The 24,817-nt window shown below is 67.6% G+C and carries 18 protein-coding genes; 14 read left to right on the plus strand and 4 right to left on the minus strand.

Features of this window, described 5'->3' with window-relative positions; all coding sequences use genetic code 11:
• Nucleotides 1–11,567 (minus strand): non-ribosomal peptide synthetase (locus A5695_RS14290; RefSeq protein WP_231974826.1); only part of this gene is annotated, 11,567 nt, incomplete at its 3' end.
• 52 nt (nucleotides 11,568–11,619) lie between these two features.
• Nucleotides 11,620–11,841, minus strand: coding sequence for an MbtH family protein (locus A5695_RS14295; protein ID WP_068082891.1), 222 nt, complete (start codon nucleotides 11,839–11,841; stop codon nucleotides 11,620–11,622).
• Between the two features lie 508 nt (nucleotides 11,842–12,349).
• On the opposite strand from A5695_RS14295, the gene A5695_RS14300 reads away from it, so the two are divergent.
• The 8 genes from A5695_RS14300 (at nucleotide 12,350) to A5695_RS14335 (ending at nucleotide 19,806) form a co-directional block, all read left to right on the plus strand.
• A complete protein-coding gene (locus A5695_RS14300; RefSeq protein ID WP_068082893.1) occupies nucleotides 12,350–13,129 on the plus strand; it encodes a GAP family protein in 780 nt (259 codons plus the stop codon).
• A gap of 149 nt (nucleotides 13,130–13,278) precedes the next feature.
• Nucleotides 13,279–14,802: a CdaR family transcriptional regulator gene (locus tag A5695_RS14305; RefSeq protein WP_068082896.1), complete on the plus strand. Its 1,524-nt coding sequence runs from the start codon at nucleotides 13,279–13,281 to the stop codon at nucleotides 14,800–14,802.
• Between the two features lie 127 nt (nucleotides 14,803–14,929).
• Nucleotides 14,930–15,526 (plus strand): hypothetical protein, encoded by a 597-nt coding sequence (locus A5695_RS14310; RefSeq protein WP_068082900.1) that lies wholly within the window; start codon nucleotides 14,930–14,932, stop codon nucleotides 15,524–15,526.
• Between the two features lie 311 nt (nucleotides 15,527–15,837).
• Nucleotides 15,838–16,356 (plus strand): GreA/GreB family elongation factor, encoded by a 519-nt coding sequence (locus tag A5695_RS14315; RefSeq protein WP_068082904.1) that lies wholly within the window; start codon nucleotides 15,838–15,840, stop codon nucleotides 16,354–16,356.
• A 15-nt stretch (nucleotides 16,357–16,371) separates the two neighbouring features.
• Nucleotides 16,372–16,839 carry a GreA/GreB family elongation factor gene (locus A5695_RS14320; protein ID WP_068082907.1) on the plus strand — a complete coding sequence of 156 codons (468 nt, stop codon included), beginning with the start codon at nucleotides 16,372–16,374 and terminating at the stop codon, nucleotides 16,837–16,839.
• Between the two features lie 217 nt (nucleotides 16,840–17,056).
• Entirely contained in the window at nucleotides 17,057–18,613 is a 1,557-nt protein-coding gene (locus A5695_RS14325; RefSeq protein WP_068082910.1) for a succinic semialdehyde dehydrogenase, read from the plus strand.
• 98 nt (nucleotides 18,614–18,711) lie between these two features.
• Nucleotides 18,712–19,290 carry a cyclic nucleotide-binding domain-containing protein gene (locus tag A5695_RS14330; protein ID WP_068082912.1) on the plus strand — a complete coding sequence of 193 codons (579 nt, stop codon included), beginning with the start codon at nucleotides 18,712–18,714 and terminating at the stop codon, nucleotides 19,288–19,290.
• 81 nt (nucleotides 19,291–19,371) lie between these two features.
• Nucleotides 19,372–19,806, plus strand: a complete 435-nt coding sequence (locus A5695_RS14335) for a DUF4383 domain-containing protein (RefSeq protein WP_068082915.1) — start codon at nucleotides 19,372–19,374, stop codon at nucleotides 19,804–19,806.
• A 46-nt stretch (nucleotides 19,807–19,852) separates the two neighbouring features.
• On the opposite strand, the gene A5695_RS14340 is transcribed toward A5695_RS14335, so the two are convergent.
• The gene (locus tag A5695_RS14340) at nucleotides 19,853–20,137 is read right to left on the minus strand and encodes a hypothetical protein (RefSeq protein ID WP_231974827.1); all 285 of its coding nucleotides are present in this window, start codon (nucleotides 20,135–20,137) and stop codon (nucleotides 19,853–19,855) included.
• 149 nt (nucleotides 20,138–20,286) lie between these two features.
• Here A5695_RS14340 and A5695_RS30035 point away from each other — a divergent pair, with 149 nt between their 5' ends.
• From A5695_RS30035 to A5695_RS14355, 4 genes are all read left to right on the plus strand, one after another.
• Entirely contained in the window at nucleotides 20,287–20,421 is a 135-nt protein-coding gene (locus tag A5695_RS30035; RefSeq protein WP_255398680.1) for a hypothetical protein, read from the plus strand.
• A 95-nt stretch (nucleotides 20,422–20,516) separates the two neighbouring features.
• Complete coding sequence (locus tag A5695_RS14345; RefSeq protein ID WP_068082920.1) at nucleotides 20,517–21,197, plus strand: DUF2510 domain-containing protein; 681 nt, start codon at nucleotides 20,517–20,519, stop codon at nucleotides 21,195–21,197.
• A 26-nt stretch (nucleotides 21,198–21,223) separates the two neighbouring features.
• Nucleotides 21,224–21,382, plus strand: coding sequence for a hypothetical protein (locus A5695_RS29080; RefSeq protein WP_197515491.1), 159 nt, complete (start codon nucleotides 21,224–21,226; stop codon nucleotides 21,380–21,382).
• Nucleotides 21,383–21,668: 286 nt separating this feature from the next.
• Nucleotides 21,669–22,091 (plus strand): DUF4189 domain-containing protein, encoded by a 423-nt coding sequence (locus tag A5695_RS14355; RefSeq protein ID WP_068082930.1) that lies wholly within the window; start codon nucleotides 21,669–21,671, stop codon nucleotides 22,089–22,091.
• A gap of 10 nt (nucleotides 22,092–22,101) precedes the next feature.
• Here A5695_RS14355 and A5695_RS14360 read toward each other — a convergent pair whose 3' ends face one another.
• Complete coding sequence (locus tag A5695_RS14360; protein WP_068082933.1) at nucleotides 22,102–22,293, minus strand: hypothetical protein; 192 nt, start codon at nucleotides 22,291–22,293, stop codon at nucleotides 22,102–22,104.
• 310 nt (nucleotides 22,294–22,603) lie between these two features.
• Between A5695_RS14360 and A5695_RS14365 the strand changes: the two genes are divergently transcribed.
• Together A5695_RS14365 and A5695_RS14370 are read left to right on the plus strand one after the other, a co-directional pair.
• Nucleotides 22,604–23,386: a hypothetical protein gene (locus A5695_RS14365; RefSeq protein WP_082946080.1), complete on the plus strand. Its 783-nt coding sequence runs from the start codon at nucleotides 22,604–22,606 to the stop codon at nucleotides 23,384–23,386.
• Nucleotides 23,387–23,801: 415 nt separating this feature from the next.
• Nucleotides 23,802–24,614, plus strand: a complete 813-nt coding sequence (locus tag A5695_RS14370) for a hypothetical protein (protein ID WP_231974828.1) — start codon at nucleotides 23,802–23,804, stop codon at nucleotides 24,612–24,614.
• Nucleotides 24,615–24,817: the final 203 nt, after the last annotated feature.

Below are 24,817 nucleotides of genomic sequence, written 5' to 3' on the forward strand. Positions count from 1 at the left end.
GGCAACGCCCGCGCGGCGCTGGCCGAGCGGCTTCCCGCGTCCACCGTCCCGGTAACGTACCCGACCAGGCGTTTATCCCCGGGGCGGTCCTCACGGGGGACGACCACGGCCTGCTCGACACCGTCCAAAGCGCCTAGCGCAGACTGGATCTCGCCCAGCTCGATGCGATAGCCGCGGATCTTGACCTGCTCGTCGGCGCGGCCGAGGTAGCGCAGCTGCCCGTCGGCGCCCCAGCACACCAGGTCGCCGGTGCGGTACATGCGGGTTCCCGGCGCGCCGAACGGGCAGGCCATGAAGCGCGACGCGGTCAACCCGGATCGGCGCCAATACCCGACACCGACACCGTCGCCGGCCAGATACAGCTCCCCGACCACCCCCGCCGGGACCGGTTGCAGCCACTCGTCCAGCACGAAGAACGCCGCCCGCGTCACCGGTGACCCGATCGGGGGGAAGCCCGAGCCCGCCGCCAACGGCGCGCTCTTGCAGGCCCACATCGTGGTTTCGGTCGGGCCGTAGACGTTGACCATCACCCGTCCTGGCGCCCAGCGATCCACCAGCTCGGGCGGGCAGGGCTCCGCTCCGATCACCAGCGCGGTCGCGTCCAGCCCGTCCGTCGGCAACATCCCCACGGCCGACGGGGTTTGGGTGAGCACAGTGACGCGCTCGGCGACCAGGAGCGCGTGGAATTCCTCCGGTGAGCGGGCCACCGACTCGGGCACCACCACCAGCCGCCCGCCGTGCAGCAGCGCACCCCAGATCTCCCACACCGAGAAGTCGAAGGCGTAGGAGTGGAACTGGGTCCAGACCTGCCCCGGTGACAGCTCGATGCCGATCCGCAGCGAGTCGAAGAGCTGGGCGACGTTGTATTGCGTCACCGCAACGCCTTTCGGCACGCCGGTGGTGCCGGAGGTGTAGACGATGTGCGCGAGGTCGTCGGGCGCGGGCGCCGGCGGCGCCGTGCGGGGCTGGGTGTCCAAGGCGGGATCGCTGACGTCGACGACCGGCAGGTCGAACCCGCTCAACCGGTCGATCAGCGCCGCAGTGGTGACCGCGGCGACCGGCGCGGCGTCGGTGAGCATGAACTCCACCCGGGCCGCCGGCAGCGCCGGGTCGATGGGCAGGTAGGCCGCCCCGGATTTGAGCGCGGCCAGGATCGCCACGATCGCGTCGGCCGAACGCGAGAACAGCAGGGCCACCCGCTCACCCGGGCCCGCCCCGTGCCGGATCAGCAAGTGCGCCAACCGGTTGGCCGCCTCGTCGAGTTCCCGGTATGTCATGGACCGGCCGTCGCAGACCAGGGCCACCGCGTCGGGGGTGCGGACCGCCTGCGCGGCGAACAACTCCGGAACCGACACCGAAGTCGCCGGCTCGCTCAGCACTCCCCTGTTGCCCCACCTCTCCAGCCGGGCGCGCTCGCCCGGATCCAGCAGGTCGACCGACGACAGGCGCCGCCCCGGGTCGGCGGTGACCGCCACCAGCAGCCGGTGCAGCCGCTCGATCAACGCCACGACGGTGTCCGCATCGAAAACGTCGGTGCGGTATTCCGCCGTCACACCGATCCCCGCGTGCTGGCCGGCCTCGGTCCAGCGATCGGACAGCGAGAACGTCAAATCCATTCGCGCCGTGTGTGTTTCGACCGTCATCGGCGTCGCACGCACGTCGCCGAGGGCCAGCGTGGCGGTGGGGTTGCTGTCGTAGCCCGGGAAATTCTCCCAGCCCAACAACACCTGGATCAACGGATGATGGGCCAGGCTCCGGGTGGGATTGAGCCGATCCACCAAGAACTCGAACGGCACGTCCTGGTGCTCGAACGCGGCCAGGCTGCGCCGTCGCACCTGCGCCAGCAGTTCGGCAAAGGTGGGATCACCGGCCAGGTCGACCCGCAGCACCAACGTGTTGACGAAGAAGCCCACCAGCTCGTCGAGCGCGGGATCACGGCGCCCGGCGATCGGGAACCCCACCGCCACATCGTCGCTCGCGCTGATCTTCGACAGCAGCGCGGCGAAGGCGGCTTGAATCACCATGAAGCTGGTCGCGTTGTGCTCGCGCGCTACCCGGCGAATCCGCTGCTGGACATCCGTCGGCCAGTCCACCGCCAGCCGGGCGCCCCGATGGTCGGCCACCGGCGGGTAAGGCCGATCCGTGGGCAGCTGCAGCCGTTCGGGCATCCCCGCCAGCGCCTCTTGCCAGAAGTCCAGCTGCGCGGCGATCCGGCTCTGGCTGTCGTCCAGGTCGCCGAATTGCGCACGCTGCCATAGCGTGTAATCGACATATTGCACCGACAGCGGCGCCCATTCCGGGGCCTGCCCCGCGCACCGCGCCGCGTAAGCGACGCCCAGATCGCGCGCCATCGGGGCGATCGACCACCCATCGGCGGCGATGTGGTGCACCACGACCACCAGCACGTGGTCGTCATCGGCGGTGGTGAAAAGTTCGGCGCGTAGCGGTATTTCGTTGGCCAGGTCGAATGCGTAGCCCGCGACGGCGTCCGTTCCCTCGCGCAGCCGGCCCTCGGGCCACCCCCGGGCATCGACGACCTTCCATCCCAATTGGGCCCGTTCGGCGGGGAGCACCACCTGGTGTGGTGTCCCGTCGTGGACCGCGAACAGCGTTCGCAGGCTCTCGTGGCGGCCGACGATATCGGCCAGGGCCGCGCCCAGCGCGTCCGCGTCGACCCGCCCGCGCAGCCGCAACGCGACGGCGACATTGTAAATGGGTGAGGGCCCCTGGAACTGGTCGATGAACCACAACCGGCTCTGCGCGAACGACAATGGGACCTGCGCGGGCCGCTCACCCGCCACCAGCGGCTCCAGCCGGGCGGAATCCCCACCGGTGAGGCGCGCCAACTCGGCGACGGTGGGGGCGTCGAACACGGCGCGCACCCCGAGGTCGGAATTCACGCTGGCGTTGACCGCGGCGATCAGGCGCATCGCCGACAGCGAGTCGCCGCCCAGGTCGAAGAAGGAGTCGTCCACCCCGACCCGCTCCAGACCCAGGACTTGAGCGAAGATGCCGACCAAGATCTCCTCGACCGCGTTGGCCGGGGCGCGATAACGATCGGCGTCCTGGTAGTCGGGTTCGGGCAGCGCCTTGCGGTCGAGCTTGCCCGAGGAGGTCAGCGGGAACTCCTCGAGCGCCACGATGTGCGACGGCACCATGTAATCGGGCAGCCACGCGCTGATCCGCTGGCGCACCGCGGCGATCTTGGTGTTGGCGTGCGGGTCGTTGGCGTAGCTGGTGCGTTGCCGGGCCCTGGCGGGCGGTAGGTAGACGTCGGTCAACCGACCGTCGGATTCGGTGAAAACCGCACTGAGCGTGCCGGATTGGGTGCCCCAGGTCACCGCGACGTGATATCCGGCGACCCCACCGAGGCGATGCAATTCCTCCGCGGCGGCGGCGCCGGTGATCGCGCCGGCCTGGGCCAGCGCGTCGGGCACGGGAACGCCCGCGGCGAGGGCGGATTCGATACGGACGTCGGCGATCACCCCCACGTGCGGGATGTCGGTGACGCGGACCTCGGCGGGACGCTGGGACATCAACTTGTCGTGCAGCCCGTCTAAGTCTGCGCATTGCCCCCACGACCAGACGGGTGCGGTGGCCACCGAACGTAGGGAGACGGGGCCCTTGTGGATGGTGACGTCGTAGCGGTACCGGTTCAGTTCGTTGTCGGCCAGCCCGCGCTTGACCCGGATGTCCAGCCCGGCCGCCGACTCGTCGCTGCTTACCCAGGTCGTGAAAAACTCGGGCGCCAAGAGCAATTCGGTCTCACCGAGCATCGCGTGACGGACGCGCTGCCGGATCTCGGCGGCATCCGCGGCGCCGGCGTCGGTCCGGGTCAACGCGATTCCGGTCTGGAATGCGCCCTGCAGGGCGTGGTTACGGATGTCACCGATGAACACCGCGCCGCCCGGCGCCAACAATCCCATCGCGGTGTCGATGACGTCGGCCAGGTATCCCGCGTTGGGGAAGTACTGGACGACGGAGTTGAGGATGATCGTGTCGAAAGTGCCCCGCGGCAGCCCGTCCGCGACGTGGGCCGGCTGGGTCAACAGCTGGACGCGGTCGCGCCACGGGAGCTGAAGTTGCTCCAGCGAGCGTTCCAGGTTGTCGATCGCCGCCGCCGAAAAGTCGGTGGCGACATACTGATCGCAGTGCGGGGCGATTTGCGACAACAGCAAGCCCGAGCCCGCGCCGATCTCGAGCACTCGCCGCGGCCGCAGCGCCATGATCCGGTCCACGGTGGCGGCACGCCATTCGACCATCTCGTCGAGCGGGATCGGGTCGCCGGTGTAGCTGCTGTTCCAGCCTCGGAAATCCATGCCGAAACCGGACTCGCCGTCGGCGCCGTACAAATCGTCGTAGAGGTGTTGCCATTCTTCGACGTTTTCGGCGTCGTCGTCGGCCGTGGTGGTGTGATCGAGGGTGACATAGGCCACCAGCTGCGAGCCGGTGGCGCTGTCCTGCACGGTGACGGCCGCCTGGAGCACCTGCGGGCAGACCAGCAGGGTGTTTTCGATTTCGCCCAATTCGATGCGCTGCCCGCGAAGCTTAATCTGGGTGTCGGCGCGGCCGAGATAGTCCAGGGCTCCGTCGTCCGTCCAGCGGGCCAGGTCACCGGTGCGGTACATCCGTGACCCGGGTGCGCCAAAGGGATTGGCCACGAACCGTTCCGCGGTCAGGTCCACCCGGCCCACATAGCCGTGCGCCAGCGCGGGCCCGATCAGGTACAGCTCCCCCACCACCCCGACCGGCGCCGGGTTCAGCCAGGCGTCGAGCACGAGTGCGGACACGCCCGGGATCGGAGCGCCGATCCGAATCGGTTCGCCCGACGCCAGCGGGGCGCTGGAGGTCACCCAGATCGTGCTCTCGGTGGGGCCGTAGACGTTGAACATGCGCCGGCCGGGCGCCCAGGCGGCCACCAGCTCCGGCGGGCAGGCCTCGCCACCGACCATCAGCGTGTCGAACCCGTCCAGCCGGGCCGGGTCCAGCGAGGCCAGCACCGTGGGGGTCAGGAACGCCGCGCTGACCCGCTGGCTTTCCAGCAGCGCGGTGAGCGGCTCCCCGGCATAGACCCCCGGCGGCGCCACCACCAGCGCCGCTCCCGAGCCGGCGGCCATCACCATTTCGCCGACGGACGCGTCGAACGTCGGCGAGGCCACCATCAGCAGCCGCGTGTCCGGGTGCAACCCATGCACATCGCGTTCTGCCGCAGCCCAACCCAGCAGGCCCGCGTGGCTGACCACCACTCCCTTGGGCGTGCCGGTGGAACCCGACGTGAAGATCACGTACGCGGTGTTGGCCGCCGTCAGCGGCGCGAGTCGCTCGGTGTCGGCGATGGCCTCCGCGGAGTACCCCGAGAGCTCGAGACCGTCGATCCGGACCAGCGGGCGTGCGCCGGCCCCCGCCACGTCGTCGGGACCGCAGGCCAACACACACACCGCGCCCGCGGCGTCCAGCACCGTGGCGACCCGCTCGACGGGATGGTCCAGATCCACCGGCGCGTGGACGCCGCCGGCCTTGACCACGGCCCACCAGGCGACCACCAACTCCGCGCAGCGATCCATCGCCACGCCCACGGCGCGCTCCGGTCCCACCCCCGTCTCAACCAGCTTGCGGGCCAACCGAGTTGACCACTCGTCGAGCTCGCGATAGGACAGCGTCCTGGTGCCGTCGACCACCGCGGTCGCATCGGGGTCGGCGGCTACGGCGGCCGCAAGCAGCTGTGGCGCCACTCCGACTGGTGCGGCCACACCGGCACCGGACAACCGCGACAGCACCAGGTCGCGCTCGGCGCGGTCCAGCAGGTCGACCGACGACAGGCGCCGGGTCGGATCGGAGGTCATCGCCGCCAGCACCCGCCGGAACCGTTCGACGAGCGCCCTGATGCTCGCGGTGTCGAACACGTCCGCGTCGAACTCGACGTGGAGGCCGAGCTCGGGCCCCGGGAGCGCCTCAATCGTCAACGGGTAGTGGTTGTACTCCCGGTTGGTGAACTCGGCGATGGCCAACCCGTCGGGGCCCAGCTGCATGCCGTCACCGATCGGGTAGTTCTCGTAGACGAACAGGGTGTCGAACAGTTGCTCGTGGCCGGTGGCGCGGTGAATGTCACGAAGCGCCAGGTGTTGATGATCGAGTGTGTCGTTATGGTCGTCCTGCAGTTGCCGCAGCAGGTCCGCGGTGGTGGTGGTCGCGCCGATGTTCGCCCGCACCGGCACCGTATTGATCAGCAGCCCGACCATCGATTCGGCACCGGCCACTTCGAGCTGGCCCACCCGAGATCGCGGGGTGCCGAACACGACGTCGTGCTGACCGGTCAGCGAGGTCAGCAGCAGAGCGTAGGCGCCCTGCAGGACGGTGCTGACGGTGGTGTGGCAGGAGCGTGCCAGTTCGGTGAGGGCTCGCGTGGTTTCCTCGGGCACGCTGAACGATTGGGTGCCGCGCCGCCCCTGCCCCAACCGGTCCCTGGGGCCGACGAGTGTCGGCGTCTCGAGGTCGGCGAGCGTCTGTGCCCAGGCGTCGCGGGCGGCATCGAGGTCCCGGTCGGCCAGCCAGGTGACGAAGCTGCGATAGGGCGCGGCCGCGGGCAGCCGTCCGCCGTAGTAGCTGGTGAAGATCTCACGCAGCAGGATCGGTAGCGACCACCCGTCGAGCACGATGTGGTGGTTGGTCAGCACCAGCCGGTGCCGGTTTTCCCCGGTGCGGATCAACGCCACCCGCAACGGCGGCTGGTCGGCCAGGTCGCCGACCGCGGCGCGTTCGTCCGCGCACAGCCGCTCGATCTGCTCGTCGGCGCCGAGCTCGACAAACTGCCACGCCACAACGGGATTGGCCGGGATGATCTGCACCGGCTCGTCGAACCGTTCGTAGAACCGGGCGGCCAGGTGCGGATGACGGCTGATCACCGTGCGCACCGCGTCGTGCAGGCGGTCGGGGTCGAGGGGGCCGGTGAGCGTGAAATCCAGCTGCACGGCGTACATGTCGCCGCTGCCGTGCGCGGTGCTGGAGTGAAACAGCAGGCCCTGTTGCAGGGGGGTCAGCGGCAGGATATCGGCGAGGTCGTATCGCCGGTCCAGCTCGTCGATTTGCGGTTGACTCAGCCGGGCCGGCGCGATGTCCGATGGCGTCAGCCCGCCGCCGCCGGCCCGCACGTGCGCGCAGATGCCGGACAACGCGTCGAACCACAGTTGACTCAGCCGGCCGATCTGCTCTCGGTCCAGCGCCGATGGCGCCCAGGTCCAATCGGCGTGCAGCTGCGGACCGGTGTCGGTGTCGACGGTGCCGGCGTTGAGTTCGACGGTGTGCGCCAACGGCATTGGGGTCGCCGCGGCGGCACGGGTCAGGGACAGGCTTTCGGGGTGCAGCCGCCACAGGTCATCGGAGAGTTCGGTTCCCGCGATGAGGCGACCGAGGTAGTTGAACCCGATCGTCGGGTCGGCGCCGTCCAGCTCGACGTCGCTGTTGAGGTAGCGCAGCACGCCGTACGTCAGCGGGTGCGGAACGGCGCGGAGCTGTTCCTTGGCGTCCTTGATCGCGGTTCCCAGTGCCGGGTCGCCGGCCCGCACTTGAGCCCAGGCCGGTCCGTCGACCGTGAGCGAGACCGGGTATTTGGTGGTGAACCAGCCGACGGTGCGCGAAAGGTCCACATCGGGTGCGAGTTCCTCGTGGCGGCCGTGGCCCTCGACGTCGATGGCGACCGGGCCGCGGGCAGAAAGGTTGGGGCCCAAGAACTCCGCGCACGCCAATCCGAACGCGATCAACAGAATGTCTTGCACGCCGGCGTGAAACGCCGCCGGCGCCTCCCCGAGCAGCGTGCGGGTGTCCTCGACGTTCAGCGACGTCGACAGGCGTCCGGCGGTGGCGTAGGTGTCGACCCCGGCACGCGCCGCGGGCAAGGCGGACGGTGTGGCCGCGATCCGCCTCCAGGCGCCGGACTGTTCGACGACCTCCGGGCGGCGGGCGTGCTCGTGAAGCAGCGTTGCCCACCGGGCGTATGACGTGCCGCCCGCCGGTAGGGCGACCGGCTGTCCGCCGCGTTGCTGGGTGAAGGCGATATTCAAGTCTTCCAACAGGATTCGCCACGACACCCCATCGATGGCCAGGTGGTGGACGACTAACGCCAGCTGGCCGGTGGAAGCGACCCAGACCGCGCTCAGCATCGCCCCGGTGGCGGGGTTCAGCCGCGACCGCGCCTCCACCAGCGCCTGATCGGAGAGCACGTCCACCGACTGCAGGCACACGGTCGCGTCGACCGACCCCGCGTCGCGCGCCCATAGGGACCACCCGCCGTCGCCGTCGCCCTCGAGGCGGAGCCGCAGCATCGCGTGCCGGTCGAGCACGGCCTGCAGCGCCGTCGCCACGTCGGCCTCGATCGCCCCGGCGGGTGCCTGCAGCACCGTCGTCTGGTTGAACTCGTCGGTCGGCCCGTCGATCTCGTGCAGCCACCGCATGATCGGGGTGGCGAGCACCGCTCCGAGACCCTCGTCGGCCACGGCGGTTTCGCCGTCGGCGACCCCGGCCACGGCGGCCAGGCGGGTGACGGTCTGCTCGACGAAGACGTCCCGCGGCCGGCAGGTCAGGCCCGCGGCCCGCGCTCGCGAGACCACCTGCAGCGCCAATATGCTGTCGCCGCCGAGTTCGAAGAAGGAGTCGTCGGTGCCGACGCGGTCGAGGCCCAGGACCTCGGCGAAGATGGTGGCCAGGATCTCTTCGGTCGGGTTGCCCGGGGCGCGGTAATGCCCGGCGGTGTATTCGGGGGCCGGCAGCGCGCGGGTGTCCAGCTTGCCGTTGGCCGTCAACGGCAAGGCCTCGAGGCCCACGATCGCCGCGGGCACCATGAACCCCGGCAACCGCTGGGAAAGCTGGGCGCGCAACGCGGCCGGATCCGCCGCACCCGTGACATAACCGACCAGCCGCTTATCGCCCGAACGGTCCTCGCGGGCGATCACCACCGCCTGCCCAACACCAGCCAAACCGCTTAACGCCGTCTGGATTTCACCGAGCTCGATACGATAGCCGCGGACCTTGACCTGCTCATCGACGCGGCCCACGTAGTGCAGGTCCCCGTCGCGGTTCCAGCACGCCAAATCCCCGGTCCGATACATCCGCAACCCCGGGGCACCGAACGGACACGCCACAAACCGCGCACCGGTCAGCCCCGCGCGACCCACATACCCGGTGGCCACCCCGTGCCCGGCCACATACAACTCACCAACCACCCCCTCGGGCACCGGCCGCAACCAGCCGTCGAGCACGAACAACGCCGCCCCCGCCACCGGCGACCCGATCGACGGTGACCCCGAACCGGCCTGCAGCGGGGCGCTGATCGCCACACACATCGTGGTCTCGGTCGGCCCGTAGGCATTGACCAACACCCGACCCGGCGCCCAGCGATCCACCACGTCGGGCGGGCAAGCCTCCCCGGCCAACACCACCGCCACACCATCCAAACCGGCCGGGTCCAGCATCGCAATCGCCGACGGCGTCTGGGTCAACACGCTCACACCCTCGCCGACAACCACCGCGTGCAAGTCCTCGGGAGAACGCGCGGTGTCCTCATCGATCACCACCACCCGCCCACCACGCAACAGCGGGGCGAAGATCTCCCACACCGACACGTCGAACGCCAGCGAATGCGCATGCGACCACACCCCCGGCACCGGCAACCCCGCATCCAGCGAGCCGATCAACTCAGTCACGCTACGATGCATCACCCCAACACCTTTAGGCACACCCGTAGTGCCCGACGTGTAAATCACATACGCCATCCCCTCAGCATCGGGATAAGGCAACCCCGCATCCGACAGCCCATCGATGCGCCGATCAGCGACGTCGACGACCTCCACACCATGAGCACCGAGCCGCCCGGCCGACTCCGCCGTTGTGAGCACCGCCACCGGTGCGGCGTCACCGAGCAGGAACCCGATCCGCGAATCCGGCGATCCCGCGTCGATCGGCACATACGCCGCCCCGGTCTTGAGCACCGCCAACATCGCCGCGATCGCCTCGGCCGACCGCGAAAACAACAGCCCCACAGTCCGTCCCGGACCCACACCGCGACTCACCAAATAACGCGCCAACCGGTTCGACGCCGCATCCAACTCCCGATACGACACCGACACCCCGGTACCCGAGACCGCCACCGCCTCCGGCGCGCGGGCCACCTGCGCGGCAAACATCGCGGGCACCGACACCGACCCCGACACCGGCGCACTCAAAACCGCCCGATTACCAACCACATCCAACCGCGCCCGCTCGCCCTCATCGAGCACATCCACCGACGACAACGACCTCGTCGGATCTTGCGCCATCGCCGCAAGCATCCGCTGCAGCCGGCCCGCCAAGTCCGTGACGTCAAAGTTCGAGAAGGGCTGTCCGACGCCCACCGTGCTCAGGAATTGCTGATCCCCGAAGCCGAGGAAGAACAGCCCGAAGTGGCCCACCGGACCGAAAGTCGTGTACGTCGCGGTCGCCGGGACCCCGGCGAGGCTGAGGGTCATCCTGGCCGGAACAAAGTTCACGACGACCCGGTTGGACGCCTGCGGAGCGCCACGGAAACCGCCGTCGCCGCCAAGCATGTGCACCGGGAACCGCTGGTGCCGCAACGCCTCTCGCGAACGCGCGTCGGTCTGCCGAAGAAAATCGGCGACGGTGGCTTGCGCCGGCGCGTCCAAAACCAGCGGCACCACTCCGGCGAGCATGCCCGGGTGTGTCTTCGACTTTGGATCCAGCCGCCGGCTGACGGGGAAGTCGAGCACCACCTCGTCGGAATTGTCGGCACGAACTCCCCGCACCAGGAGTGCGCAGGCGGCGGTGAGGATCGACGACCGACGGACGCCCAACGCCTTGGACAATTGTTTGATCGCGCGGATCACCGACGAGTCCAATTGCACCGGCGGAGACGGGGCATACGGGTCCCGCTCGCTGACGAGCTGGGTCAGCCGATAGTCCGGCTCCGACGCCGAAGGCAGGTGCTCGGCCCAATAAGCCTCGTCGGCAGTGTAATCGGCGGATTCGGCGTACTCCGACTCGCCGTCGACCAAATCGCGCACGGTGCCGAAGAAGGCGGGCGATACGGCGGTGCCGGAGGCGAGAGCGGAGTAAACCGCCGCGATGCGCCGGCCGATGAGCGCGATGCCCAAGCCGTCGATGGCGATGTGATGACAGCAAGTGAACCAGAACTGCTCGTCGGGCGCAGTTTGGAACAGGTAGAAGTTCATCATCGAGCCGGTGAGGGGCATCGGCGTGCGCTGGATCGCCGACGCCCGCTCGCGGGCCTCGCGCTCAGGGTCGGGGAACCCGCTCACGTCGTAGAAGGCAAGCTCGACGTCCGGGTTTTCGATCACCCGCTGAAAGACTTGTCCGTCCGTCTCGAAGAAGCGGGCCCGTAGGCTCTCGGCCTCCCCCACCACGTGCCGCATTGCCTGCTCGAGCAGACCGCGGTCGACCGTGCCCTCGATTCGCACGAGCACGCCCAGTTGCCACGCGACATCGAAGTGGCCCGTTTGCTGCGCGAGCCAGATATCCAGCTGCGCGCGCGTCAGCGGTAGTGCCCCGTCACTGCGTTCCACTAATTCCCCCCAAAACCCTTCCCGACTCATTCATACCTAGACGGTCTATACATCACAAACCGAGAGCGGACAGCCTCTCGCGCAGCGGTTTAGGGCTGATATCGGGCCAGTTTTGTTCGATGTAGTCCAGGCACGCGGCCCGTTCGGCTTCGCCGTAGGCCACCCGCCATCCCGCGGGGACATCGCCGAGGACCGGCCAGAGGCTGTGCTGTTCCTCGTTATTGACCAAAACGATAAATTTGCCGGATTCGTCGTCGAATGGATTGAGCCGCAACGGACAACCTCCTGGGACCGAGCTGAATCTGCGGAACTACTGCATGCAGCACCGAAACCGATGCCGCGCTTCAGGATTGGCCGTTAGTTTCGACCAGTGCGGCGGTCCGACCACCCGCACCGTGCCAGCGCCCGTGGACTTCGCGGAAGTCCCCGTCGTGATATGACCGTCGTGGCTGCGTCTCGGGCCCCAGTCGGTTCCCCTGCCCGAGTCACAAAGCCGTCCGCAATGCCAACGGTAGCCCACGAAACCATATCGGCCGTTGCAGGGGCCGGTCCGTTCGCGCACCAACGAACCATCTGCAAGCTGGCACTACGACAATGAAAGTCGTACTCCACGGCTCGCGGTGTACCCGACAGCATAAGAGTCAAACCTGTGAATTTCATTCGTACATAAGAGATTCGCAACGCGGACCGAGCTTCATCGGCTGGCCGCTCCGATCCCTGCCGCGGGTGACGATCCCGTGAGTCGGGTTTAGAGTTCGTCGGCCGCGGGTAAGAATGCGCCAATGTGGGGGTCGGTGCTGGGGTTGGGAATTCTGGCGGCCTTGAACCCCGTGCGCCTCGGCCTGGCCCTCCTGATGATCTCGCGACCGCGGCCCGCGCCGAACCTGCTCGCCTACTGGGTCGGCGGCCTCACGGTCTGTGTGCCCGAACTTCTCGCGCCGCTGATGTTGCTCAATTTCACATCGGCGTTCGGTTCGTTCGGCCACGGCGAGACCACGAAGGCCACCAGCTCCACACTTGCGCACATCCAGATCGGGCTCGGCGTCCTCGGGCTGTCGATCGCCGCCGTGATGGTCGTGCGGTTCTTGACGCGTCAGCGCGCGCAGGCTCGCGTTCCGAGCGACGAGCCGGCCACTGCGGCGGCGCCGATCGCGGTGCCGCGATTCCTGAGCCGCGCGCGGGATGTCCCCGCGGAGCAGCGGTCCGCGACCCGGCGGTTGCTCCACCGCGCCCACCGCGCGTGGGAGCGGGGCTCGTTGTGGATCGCGTGGGTGATCGGGCTGGCGTCGGTGCCGATCGACGGGGTGCTGTTCATTCTGGCGATCATCGTCGCCTCGAGGGCCGCAGTCGCCACGCAGGTCAGCGCCTCGATCGCGTTCGTCCTGCTGATGTATTCCGTCGTCGAGATGATCCTGGTGGGATACGTGACCGCGCCGGCGAGGACCCAGGCCGTGCTGCGGCAGCTGCACGATTGGGTGCGCGCCTATCACCGGCAGATTCTGGTGACCGTCTTCACGGTGGTCGGCGTCTCACAGCTGGCCCAGGGCTTGCACATTCTGTGAGCGAGCTGGACCGAACCTCGTTGGGCTCCGATTTGCGGTGGCGCGCGGCAGGCCAAGACGCGAGCGGGTGACCAATCGCACCCGGTTTTCGACCGCGGGGCGATACAAAGGCATCAGCGTCTGATTCATCGGCGGCGTTGGGAGCGCTCGTGATCACTTTGGACCGCTTGGTCAATGTGCTGGGTGGCTACGGTGTCCGGCTGGGTTGGTCGTCGGTGCCTCGCTCCACCGAGCTGCGCAGCGTGGTCATCCATGAGGTGTCGGGCGAGCGGTCCGTCGTCGGCGATGTGCTGCTGGCAATCGGCGCCGGATCGCTGGGCGAAGCGGTTCAGTGGGCCCGGTCGGCACATGCGGTGGTGGTGTTGACGCGCGATCATGGGCAGCCGATGACGTTCGGCGAGGACGCCGGGCTTGGGGCGGTGATGCTGGTCGACGAGACGCTGTCGTGGAGTGAGCTGGCCGCGGTCATCTACGGGCTGGTGCTCGAGGGCCGCGAAACCGCGGCCGGTCGCGGCCCGACCGATCTGTTCGCGCTGGCCGACAGCCTGGCGGATGCAATCGGCAGCGCCGTGGTCATCCACGACGAGCTGCTGCGCGTGCTCGCGTATTCACAGCTGCAGCAAGACCCCGACCCGGCCCGGGTAGAGACGATTCTGGGCCGGCAGACGCCGGAGCGGTTGCGGGCACTGTTCGAATCTCGCGGCGTGCTCGCGCATCTGGCGGTTGCCGAGGAGCCACTCTTCGTCGAGGGCGAGCCACAATACGGGTTGACCGGTCGCATGGTGGTGGCGGTGCGCTCCGGTCGAGAACTGATGGGGTCGGTGTGGGTGGCGTGTTCCGAGCCGCTGGACGAGCCCGCACGCGACGCCTTGGCTGCGGGCGCGCACACGGTGGCCCTGCACGTGCTGCGGTCCCAGGCCAGCGCCGACCTGGAGCGTCAGGTCGAATCCGAACTGGTGATCCGGCTGCTGGAGGGCAGCGCCGATTCGGCCACGTCGGCGAGCAGGCTCGGCCTGCCCCAGAGCGGTTTGCGGGTGATCGCGTTGCAGGCGTCGGCGGGCTCCGAGCGCGACGCCGCCCTGTTGTTGGCGTTCGAGCGCGCCACCACCGGCTTCGGTTGGTCACGGCCGGGCCGCAGCGCCTTGGCGGGCAACACGATCTACACGCTGCTCCCCGGCGACCAGGTCACCGCGGCCCGCCATTGGGTGACAGCCCTGGCAGCGGCGCTGCCCGACGCAGTGACCGTGTTGGCCGGCATCAGCGGCGTAGCCGACGTCGCTGAACTCGCCGCCGCGCGGCAGGAGGCAGACGAATGTCTGGCGCTGCACGAGGCGTCCCCGACGTCCGCGCCTCCCGCCTACGACGAGTCGTGGGATGACATCCTGCTGCAGCGGTTGCGCACCGCGGCGCTGGCCGGCCGGTCCCCGGCCCGTGGACCGGTGGCCGAGCTGCGCCGGCACGACCGTGCCCACGGAACCGACTACCTCGCCACGCTGCGGGCGTGGTTGGAAGCCCAAGGTGATCCGGTCGAGGCCGGTGAGCGTCTCGGAGTGCACGAGAACACCGTGCGTTACCGGCTCCGAAAGATGGCCGAGATCAGCAACCTCCCTCTGGACGACGCCAGGAAGCGGCTGGCGATGATGATCGAACTCGCGGCCACCGACGCCGATTGATCGAGCGCTGTCGGGATCCGACAACGCGCCCGGACCCGATTGTCGGATCGTCGCAAGCCCCAGGGGCCCGGCCGCGCCATGATCGAGGTGACCAGCCCGATCGCTACCGATTCGACGAGGACATCCGATGACCACCCCGCGACACGATCACCCCGGCCTGGAGACGTTTACCGTTCCCCTGCCGCGAGGGCTGCTCGCTCGGCTGTTCCGGCGCCACCCGCTGGTCCGGTCGACCGACCGGGTGGAGGCGCTGCTGTTGGTCTTGGCCGTCGCGGTGTCGCTGGTCACCGTGCCGATCGCCGCCACGGTGGGGACCGCGATTCACGAGGATCGCAGCCGCGCCTACACCGAACAGGTCCAGACGCGGCGCCCGGTCACCGCGACGGTCGTCGGGGACAGCCATCCTCGCACCGACCCCGAAAGCCGGACGGTCATCGCACCCGCGCGATGGGATTTCGCCGGCACCGAACGAACTGGGAGCATCGCCGTACCGCCTGCCGTGAAAATCGGTGACCAAGTGGATATTTGGGTCGACGGCATGGGCGCGCCGGTCACCCGGCCGAAGATGTCACCGGCGGACGCGGCGGTCGCGATCGCCGTGGCGATCTGGTTCGCTGTGACCCTGCCCGTCGCGGCCTGCTTCGCCGGCGCTCGTTATGCCCTCGACCGAATCCGTTACGCCAGATGGCAACACGACTTCGAACGGTTTATCGGGCCACGGTGAGCTAAGCGCCGCAACCACCTCAATCCCCGCACGGGGATTGAGGTTCTCCGGGCGTGCGTGCCACGACGACCGTCTTGTCGGCCCGGGACAAAAGCCTCCACCGGCCTTGTCCGATTGGGGCAAGCGGCCCGGCCGCCGCGCGAGCCACCATGGAGTTGAGCCTCGGGTGAGATTTATTGGAGCGCATCATATCTGGGATACGCGGCCCTCCATCAAGACCTGCCCACTGCGGGCTTCGCGTCGTCAGGGACGGCTGCCACATAACGGCCCGCCCCTGACGACACCCCGACTCGAGAAAGGAAATTCCAGAGATGACCAGTTGCACCCCCGTCTATATCACGCCCCAGCACCGCCGCCGCCTGCAGGACGAACTCACCGCGCTGCGCGCCCAGCGCAGCATCGAAGTCCCCGACGACGCCATGGATTACGGCGGAAGCAGCGGCGTGCGCCCCGCGGCGCGGCAGGCACGCATCCGCGAGATCGAGGACCTGTTGGCCACCGCCGCCGTGCGTGACGATCCGGCGAGCGAAAGGACCGCGGGCCCGGGCATGGTGCTGACCATTCGCTACGACGCCACCGGTGAAACCGAAACGCTGCTGCTCGGCCGGCGGGGCGCCGAGGGCACCGACATCGACGTGTATTCGATGGCCTCGCCGCTGGGCCGGTGCATCGCCGGCGCTCGCCCCGGCGAGCAACGCATCTACGCGATCCCCCACGACACGGGCCGGCTCGTGACACTGCTCAAGGCGGCTCCGTACCACGGACCATCACGAAATCACCGGGCGCGCAACGATTGCCGCCGGCGACCGTTGGCCCCCGCCGGCGCATGAGGAAAGGAAACGAACATGACCAGCGTGCAACCCGCATGGCTGACGCCGCAGGCCTATGAGCGGCTTCAGCAAGAACTGAGCACCCTGCGCGAATTATGTGCCGGCCCCGCGGATTCCGATGAAGCCGATGAGAACGCCGCCGCCGTCCAGCGCGCTTGGCGGCTGAGGATGCAACGGATTCAGGACCTCTTGATCCACGCCGTCGTCGGCGAGGATCCCCCCGACGACGGAATCGCCGAACCCGGCATGGTCTTGACGGTGCGCTACGACGACACCGGCGACGTCGAGACCTTCCTGCTGGGTGCCCGCGGCGCCGAGTACGGCCACGTGGAGGTTTACTCGACTGATTCCCCGCTCGGCTCGGCGATCGCGGGCGCACGCCCCGATGAGCGGCGCACCTACGTGCTGCCCAGTGGCGTCGCGCTCAGCGTCACGCTGCTGGACGCGGTGCCGTACGGGGCCTACCTGGCGAGCACCAACTAGTGCCCGGCGCGAGGCGGTGGTGATCGCATGCTGTTCGAGCTCATCGATCCAATTGCGATGATGTTTCTGCTGTTCGCGGTGCTCTTTCTCGTCATGGCGCTCGCGTACGGGCGGATGTGACGGCCGTTGCGGGGCGGCGCTCGACGACGCCGCTCTCCCCCGCGCTCGACGCGGTTAGGCTGGCGGTGGCCGCCGTGCTCATTGGGGAGGTACCGATATGCCCGCACCGTCAGCCGAGGTGTTCGACCGTTTGCGGCAGCTGGCCGCGATCAAAGATCTCGCCGCGCGCCCGACGAAGACGATCGACGAGGTCTTCACCGGCAAACCCCTGACCACGATCCCGATCGGCACGGCCGAGGACGTCCAAGCGGCGTTCGCCGAAGCGCGCGCGGCCCAGATCGAGTGGGCGGCCCGTCCGGTCACAGAGCGCGTCGAGGTCATCAGCCGCTATCGCGACCTGGTAGTGGAGAACCGCGAGTTCTTGATGGACCTGCTGCAGGCCGAGGCCGGCAAGGCCCGCTGGGCTGCGCAGGAGGAAATCGTCGACCTGATGGCGAACGCGAACTACTACGTGCGCGTCTCCGCCGACCTGTTGAAGCCCCGCACGGTGCAGTCGCTGCTCCCGGGCATCGGCAAGACCACGGTCTGTTACCAGCCCAAGGGCGTGGTCGGGGTCATTTCCCCGTGGAACTACCCCATGACGCTGACGGCGTCAGATTCGGTGCCCGCCCTGCTGGCGGGTAACGCGGTGGTGCTCAAGCCGGACAGCCAGACCCCGTACTGCGCCCTGGCGTGTGCCGAACTCCTCTATCGGGCCGGCCTGCCGCGGGCGCTCTACGCGATCGTCCCCGGGCCGGGTTCGGTGGTCGGCACGGCGATCATCGACAACTGCGACTACCTGATGTTCACCGGTTCGACAGCGACCGGCAGGCAGCTCGCCGAGCACGCCGGCCGCCGGCTGATCGGCTTCTCCGCCGAGCTCGGCGGCAAGAACGCGATGATCGTCACGCGCGGGGCCAACCTCGACAAGGCCGCCAAGGCGGCCACCCGCGCGTGCTTTTCCAACGCGGGCCAGCTGTGCATCTCCATCGAGCGGATCTATGTCGAGAAGGACGTCGCCGACGAATTCGTCGGCAAGTTCGGCGCCGCGGTGCAGAGCATGAAATTGGGCACCGCGTATGACTTCTCGGTGGACATGGGGAGCCTGATCTCCGGGGGTCAGCTGGACACCGTGACGGACCACGTCGATGACGCGAAGGCCAAGGGCGCCAAGGTGATTGCCGGCGGAAAGGCTCGACCCGATATCGGGCCGCTGTTCTATGAGCCGACGGTGCTGACCGACGTCACACCCGAGATGGAGTGCGCAGCCAACGAGACGTTTGGGCCGGTGGTGTCGATCTACCCGGTCGCCGACGTCGACGAGGCGGTCGAGAAGGCCAACGACACCGAGTACGGGCTCAACGCCAGCGTGTTCGCCGGCTCCTCCGCGGAGGGCCAGCAGATCGCCGCGCGGTTGCGCTCGGGGACCGTGAACGTCAACGAGGGTTACGCCTTCGCCTGGGGCAGCCTCAGCGCACCGATGGGCGGAATGGGTCAGTCCGGGGTGGGCCGCCGGCACGGTCCCGAGGGCCTGCTGAAGTACACCGAATCCCAGACGATCGCGACCGCCCGCGTGTTCAATCTCGATCCGCCCCTTGGCATTCCGAGCACCCTGTGGCAAAAATCGCTGGTTCCTGTTGTGCGCGCGGTGATGAGGCTTCCGGGGCGGAACTGACTGCGTACCTGTTGCCGGCGGGGCCGGATCTAGAGTTGCGCCGCATGTCAGCGTTACGCTCCTCGATATAGCGTCACATCGCACGTCAGGAGTCCGCGGTGAAGGCCGATGACAAGCAATATGAGGAAGACGCCCGTCGGTTACGGCAGTACGCCACCTTCGCGAACTTCTCGGATGCCGAACTGCAGCGGCTCGCCCGAGCGGCTCACCGCACTTCGACGTCAGCGCCGTTGCCGCTGATTCACGAGCAGACGCCGTCGGACTCCTGCTACATCCTGCTCAGCGGCGAGGTGGGCGTGTACGCCGGCCGGGACCGCATCGCCGTGCTGGGGGCGGGCGAGGTAATCGGCGAATCGGCGCTGCACCGCGGGAGGCTGCGTTCGGCGACCGTCACGACATTGGGGCCGGCCGAGGTGCTGCGGATCGAGCGCGACGATCTCGCCAGAGTGCTCGACGAGATACCGGCACTTCGCGAAATCATCGACGCGTCGGTGGCGCGACACGTGCCGGTAGCGCTGCCGCCGAAACCAAAACCACCGCGTACCAAGTTGGGCGCCTCCGTCCGCACCGAGCTGGTCGAGCGGTTCGAGCAGGCCGCCGACGGTGCCGGTGTGGACGTCGCGACCGCGCTCGACGACGCGATGACCCAATGGATCGAACGGCACAGCACCACATAGCCATTGCGGCAGCGCCCGTTGTCACCTTCTACTACCGCGCGTAGTATTCAGGCTATCCCGCCGTGCACAAGGAGGTGCAGCGTGAGGTGGAGTTTCGCCCAGATCGGGCTGCTGGTCATCTGCGTGTTTCATGTCATCCAGGCGGTGGCCGGCCTCGTCATCAATCCCAGCTTCGCCACGGGGCCCGCCGCGCCGACAGTCCAACTGCTCGGCATGGATTACAACGGCTGGCACGCCGTCGCCGGTCTCGCGCTGTTCGCCCCGGGCCTGGTCTTCGCGATCCGCAAGTCGTGGGCCGTGCTCTATCTGCTGATTGCCGCGATAGCCGGTGCGCTGCCGGGCATTTGGGCGTTCTTTTCGCACCAGGTCGCCTTCGTCTTCACCTTCCCCAACAACGTCACCGATGCGGTGGTGCACCTGGTGACCGCAGCGGTGATGGTCGCGGTGGCGGCGGTGCAGATCCGGCTGGACGGAGGGCTGAGGTACTCGCTCGCCGATCTCCGCAAAGCGCGGTAACGCGCCAAGGGTTTCCGAAGGACTTCGCAAGGAGCGCGGCTGCCGCCTAGCTGGCGCCGCCGATGGCATCCAGGCGCTCGCTCACCCGGGCCAGCGCCGCGTCGAAGATCTCCACCTTTTCGCCGCGCTTCTCGTTGGCGGGCTGGGCGCCGCCGCGGGCGCCTTCGGCCTCCACGCGAGCCGCACCGTGGCGTCGCAACAAGCTGAAGTTCTTCTCGCGCGCTTGCCTGAGCCGGCTCTGCAAGTCCTTCAGCGACTTCTCGTCCATGCGCGTGAGAGCCTCGGGATGACTCTCACCGATCAACGAGGTTTCTTGCCGGGTCAGGTTCACGTGGTGGTTGCTCACTCCTAGATTCATAGCGCGAACCGGGCACATCGACGCGTTCGAACGCCGGACCGTCACGCCGGGGCCATCTCGAATTCACATCGCGTCGCGGGCGCGCGGCGTGGGTAGTCCTTTGGTCGATGAAGGGAGTTGCGATGGGCAAGCATTCGAAGAAGGACGACGACGAGCCCAAGGGCGACCCTCCAGGTCCCGCGGACCACGGCCGCGAGGGTGGGATGGCGACCCGTGAGAATGCGCCGGAGCTCACCGAGCCCGACCGCAAGGACTGAGAGTATGCGAGCACGGCAGCTTAGGAAACGGGTCCGTTTCCAAAGGTCAGCATTGCGGGTAGCCGAGATGTCTCCGCCACGACGAAAATGGATAGATGCCATCTGAACAGGCGCCGCCGCCGCCTAAATCGGCGCCCGGCTGGTACCCCGATCCCGCGGGGGTAGGCCACGGGCTGCAACGGTACTTCGACGGCGCCAACTGGACCACCGAGTGGGCGTTCTCCACCGAACCGCCGAAGAAGGATACGCCCGGAAAGGCGGCGCTGGCCCTGGCGGCGCTGGGCGTCCTGGTCCTCCTCGTCATCGTGGGCAAAAGCTGGGTTTTCGACCAGAAGAAGGACGGCCAAGCGCCCCCTGTTAGCAGCTCGGCCACGGCGGGACCGCCGGAATCGACCACGGCCGCGCCGTCAACATCGGCCGGTCCCAAGAAGCCCGAGGGGGTCACCTTCGCCACCACCCCGGGCCCGGACGGCGACGTGGTCGACGCGCGATTCGCCATCCGCGACAACTACACCGAGCAGATGATCAAGGACGGCGCCCGGACGGACACCATCGACATCCTCAGGTACGCGAGGGCAACCTATCCCGACGCGGCGGCGGTGAACGTGCAGGGCACCTTTCCGATGACCGACCCGTACGGCAACACCGCAACTCACGTCGCCATCGACCTCACGTATTCGCGAGCAACGTTGAACAGGATCAACTTCGACGGCATCACAAAAGCCAGCATCTGGGAGATTCGCGATTCCGGCACTATTCTTCCCGCTTTTCAGTAGTAGGCCGGGGCGCGGATAATCGCCTCGTGCCCACCGAACCCCCACACCGACCGCCGGCCGCACCGAAGCCCCGCCCGGTGCGCCTCACGCCCGAGGAATTGGAGAGGTTCGGCGACGAGGAGCAGATGCGCGCGGCGTCCGACGAGGGCCGGCTTCGCGACGAGCAACCGCCTCATCACGGCTAGCCCCCGCTTGGCGTTCAGCCGACGGCGATGCGATCGACCCGTCCTTGGCGACGGGGGCGTTCACCCGGCGTCCTCCTCGGTTGCGGCCGAGATGCGCCATAGCAAAGCACCAGCGGAACCATCGGTGACCGGCGCTGACGTGCATCGCACAGGCCGCCGACCCGAACTGTGAAGATTTGCTACGCGCGTGTCAAGGCCTTGTAAATGACTACGCACATCCGCCGTCGACCCAGCACCGTAGGAGTACGGCCTTCCGTCTGCCGGAACACGATGTGAAAGGAAGCGTGTGTTCAAACCTCTTGTACCCGCGGTGATCCTCGCCGTTTGTGCTGTCGGACTGGCCGCACCGGCACAGGCCCAGGGCGGCTTCATCGTGATCGCGGGGTCGGACTCCACCCACGCCGTCGACGTCACGGTCGGCGGCAGTCACGCCAGCCTGGCCGACGTGGAGTCGTACGCGATCAGTCATTGCGCCGAGAAGCACGGCGCAACGGACTGCCACGTTCTTGCCGAGGGTCGGGGCGGCTGCGTTGCCCTCTCGGACAACGGTCACGGTCTGGTCGGCGGCTGGGGTCCCACCCGCAACGCCGCCGGTGCCGCTGCGGCGGCCAAGGTGGTGTCGGGGCAGGCAAACGTCGACGGCACCCGCTGCGTCGTCGACCCGGACCTGATTTCCACCGGGAGTTTCTCGTTCGTGGCCACGCAGTAACGGCCTGGTCCTACCAACCCCACTCGTCATCGTCGAGGACGTCCACGGTGACGGCGTTGTCGGCGCGCCTCTTCGTCCCGTAGAGGAACGTGAGCAGGGTCTGGTCATCCTCAAGAGGTTCGGTGGCGACGACGGTCGCGTGCCCGACCCTCATGCGGATCCGGTCTCCGGGCTCGAGCTCGTCGACGCGCTTAAGGGGCACGCTGACCCGTCAACGCGGCCAGGCTCTGGGCGCACGATTTCGTCCCCACAGTTGCCATCATCCACTCGGCAGGCGAAATTATCCGACGACCTTTTGAGAAGGTCGGCCGAGACCCAATCCTGCGGCCTGCGGCAATCATTCGCGCAAAGTTCGCATCCCGACTCACCCGACCGCCAACGCCCTGCCTTCGGCTAGGTGACCGTCGCTTACGCGACCGTCAATATCATATCTGCTGGGTCTTGGACAGGTGAAAAAAGTCTCAGCTCCTCACTGATAAGCCCAGCTAATTGCGCAAATATCATTACGCCTTGTGGGCGCGAGTGACGTGGACCCGGACGAGCGGGCCCGTGAACTGCGAAAGAACCTTGCGGCGGAACGTTTGACGTACCAGGTTGAGAAGCATCATCAGCAGTCCAGTGATTTGCGGGCCCTAGCCCGGCGGAGCGAATCGCGGATCGTGGCGCTCAGCGAACACCTGAGTAGGTCACAGGCGGAGTTGGAATCGACTTCGGCACGTTTCAACGAGCTCGCCGGGGCAATCCCTTCCGATGTCGCGGGGCTCAGCGCTCAGCTCTCCAGAATCCTTAACGCCGCAACCGCCGAGGCAAATGACATTCGCGCTGAGGCACAACAGTTCGCCAACGCTGCGCGAGTGGAGGCTGAAGAGCGCGCCAGCAAAATCCTCACCGAGGCGCAGCTCGAGCTTGATTCGGCAACCACACTGCGAGTTGATCTTGAGGCACAAGGTAGCGAGGTGCGGGCTGACATTGCCAGGCTTCGCGAACAGGCGCACCAAGAGGCCGCTGAGATTATCAGCGAGGCTAAAGACACCGCCGAGCAGATGTTGGCCCGGGCGCAACGCGACATCGACCGCCAGTTGGCAGTCGCAGAGGCGAAGTTGGATGAACTCAGGCAGGTCCGGGCCCATATCGCTACCCAGCTCACGCACTTCTACGACAAATTCAATCAGCTGGAGGGCTCTTTCGTCGGGACCGATCGCGTCCCGCCCGTCCATTTGGCTTCGGACTCCTTGCAGCTGCCTCCGAGTTACGGTGCGCATGCTGCCACTGAGATCCATCGCAGCATTGGGTAACTCGAAATGCCTACAGCACAACCAAACCGGACACACCTTCGGCGGCGGCAGCGCCGAGATACCACGTCGGTAGCCGCTGCTACGGCGAAAACCTCCGTATCGCCGCCATGGATCCTCTGCGCAACACTCGTAGGCTTTCGCTCTCGGAGCGGCAGCCTTGACCAAGGGGTTGCCATCGATGGCGGGATATCAGAATACTTTCCGCGGCCATGGTCGTCGGCCGCAGATCGCTGGACTGCCTCAGCATTTCCCTTGCGGGAACGACGGATCGGCCCGCCTGCCCCTGGCCACTGAAACGCCCACGAACACCCTTCACCAATTCGCCTCAGCGGCCGTTGATAGAGCAGGAGAAATACAGGTGGCACGGATAATCCCCAATTTTCAGACCCAACTGCGCGGTGTCGATCGCGCTCAAGTGACCGACTACCTCCAACAGACTCACACTGACATCGAGTCGCTCGAGGAACGTCTGCACGAACTCCAGCGCGAACTTGCCGACGCCAAAGCCGATCGCGACCGGGTCTCCACCGAGAACGCTCAGCTGCGCAGTGATATCACTCGGCTGTCCGGCCCGATCGATTCGGTCGAGGGAATGTCTGACCGCATCGCGCGGATGATGCGGGTGGCCTCCGACGAAGCCCGACGCACCAAGGCGATGGCCCGCGAAGAAGCCGAGACGCTGACCGAAAAACTGCGCGACGAGCTCGAGGCTGCCCGACAGGATCGCGCTGCGGCTAGCGCCGCACTGGCCGAGCTGCAGGCTTCCACCTCGGCCCGTCGCGACCAGGTCCTCACCGAAGCCAAGGCAGAGGCCGAAGAACTGCTCCAGGCCGCTCGTAACGAATGCGTCCGGATCGCCGAGGAAGCCGAGGAAGCCGAGCGCCGTCGCCGCGAGGCGCAGCTGCGGTTGGCCGAGGACGACGAACGCCGCCGACGCGAGACACAACATCGGGTGGATCAACAGATCAAGGCTGCCTGGGAGCAGGCTGAAACGCAGATCGCCAATCTCGAAACAGACGCACGCCTTCGGGCCGCCGGCCTAATCGCCACCGCCGAACGTGATTCGCGACTGATCACCGAACGTACCGAAGCCCAAGTCAAAGAACTACTCCACGTACGCGGCGAAATCGTCGCCGCACTCAGCGACATCCAAAGCCGCATCGAGACCGCCATCCGCCGCGACCGGATCAGCGTCGTCAAAAACCCAGACATCAGCGACGAGGCATAGGCCACCCAAAACGGTGGCGCGAACGCCCTCGCCGCATTCCAATTCCGGTGACGCACGGTAACCAGAACCTCAACTCAGCGACAATGCCACCCAGAAACGATCGAAACGCCCAGGGAAAGCCGCTCGTTCATATCGGCACCGGCGCGGCCCAGGCGTTCAGTCTGGCAGAGCAGCTAAGAAGAATCGTCGCGGTAGCCGGTGTG

Source organism: Mycobacterium sp. E1747 (assembly GCF_001667775.1).
GTDB lineage: Bacteria > Actinomycetota > Actinomycetes > Mycobacteriales > Mycobacteriaceae > Mycobacterium.

Coding starts and splice junctions, on each gene's coding strand:
- A5695_RS14345 (WP_068082920.1), top strand. CDS start 20,517: ATGCCATCTGAACAGGCGCCGCCGCCGCCTAAATCGGCGCCCGGCTGG.
- A5695_RS14325 (WP_068082910.1), top strand. CDS start 17,057: ATGCCCGCACCGTCAGCCGAGGTGTTCGACCGTTTGCGGCAGCTGGCC.
- A5695_RS14310 (WP_068082900.1), top strand. CDS start 14,930: ATGACCACCCCGCGACACGATCACCCCGGCCTGGAGACGTTTACCGTT.
- A5695_RS14320 (WP_068082907.1), top strand. CDS start 16,372: ATGACCAGCGTGCAACCCGCATGGCTGACGCCGCAGGCCTATGAGCGG.
- A5695_RS14315 (WP_068082904.1), top strand. CDS start 15,838: ATGACCAGTTGCACCCCCGTCTATATCACGCCCCAGCACCGCCGCCGC.
- A5695_RS30035 (WP_255398680.1), top strand. CDS start 20,287: ATGGGCAAGCATTCGAAGAAGGACGACGACGAGCCCAAGGGCGACCCT.
- A5695_RS14300 (WP_068082893.1), top strand. CDS start 12,350: ATGTGGGGGTCGGTGCTGGGGTTGGGAATTCTGGCGGCCTTGAACCCC.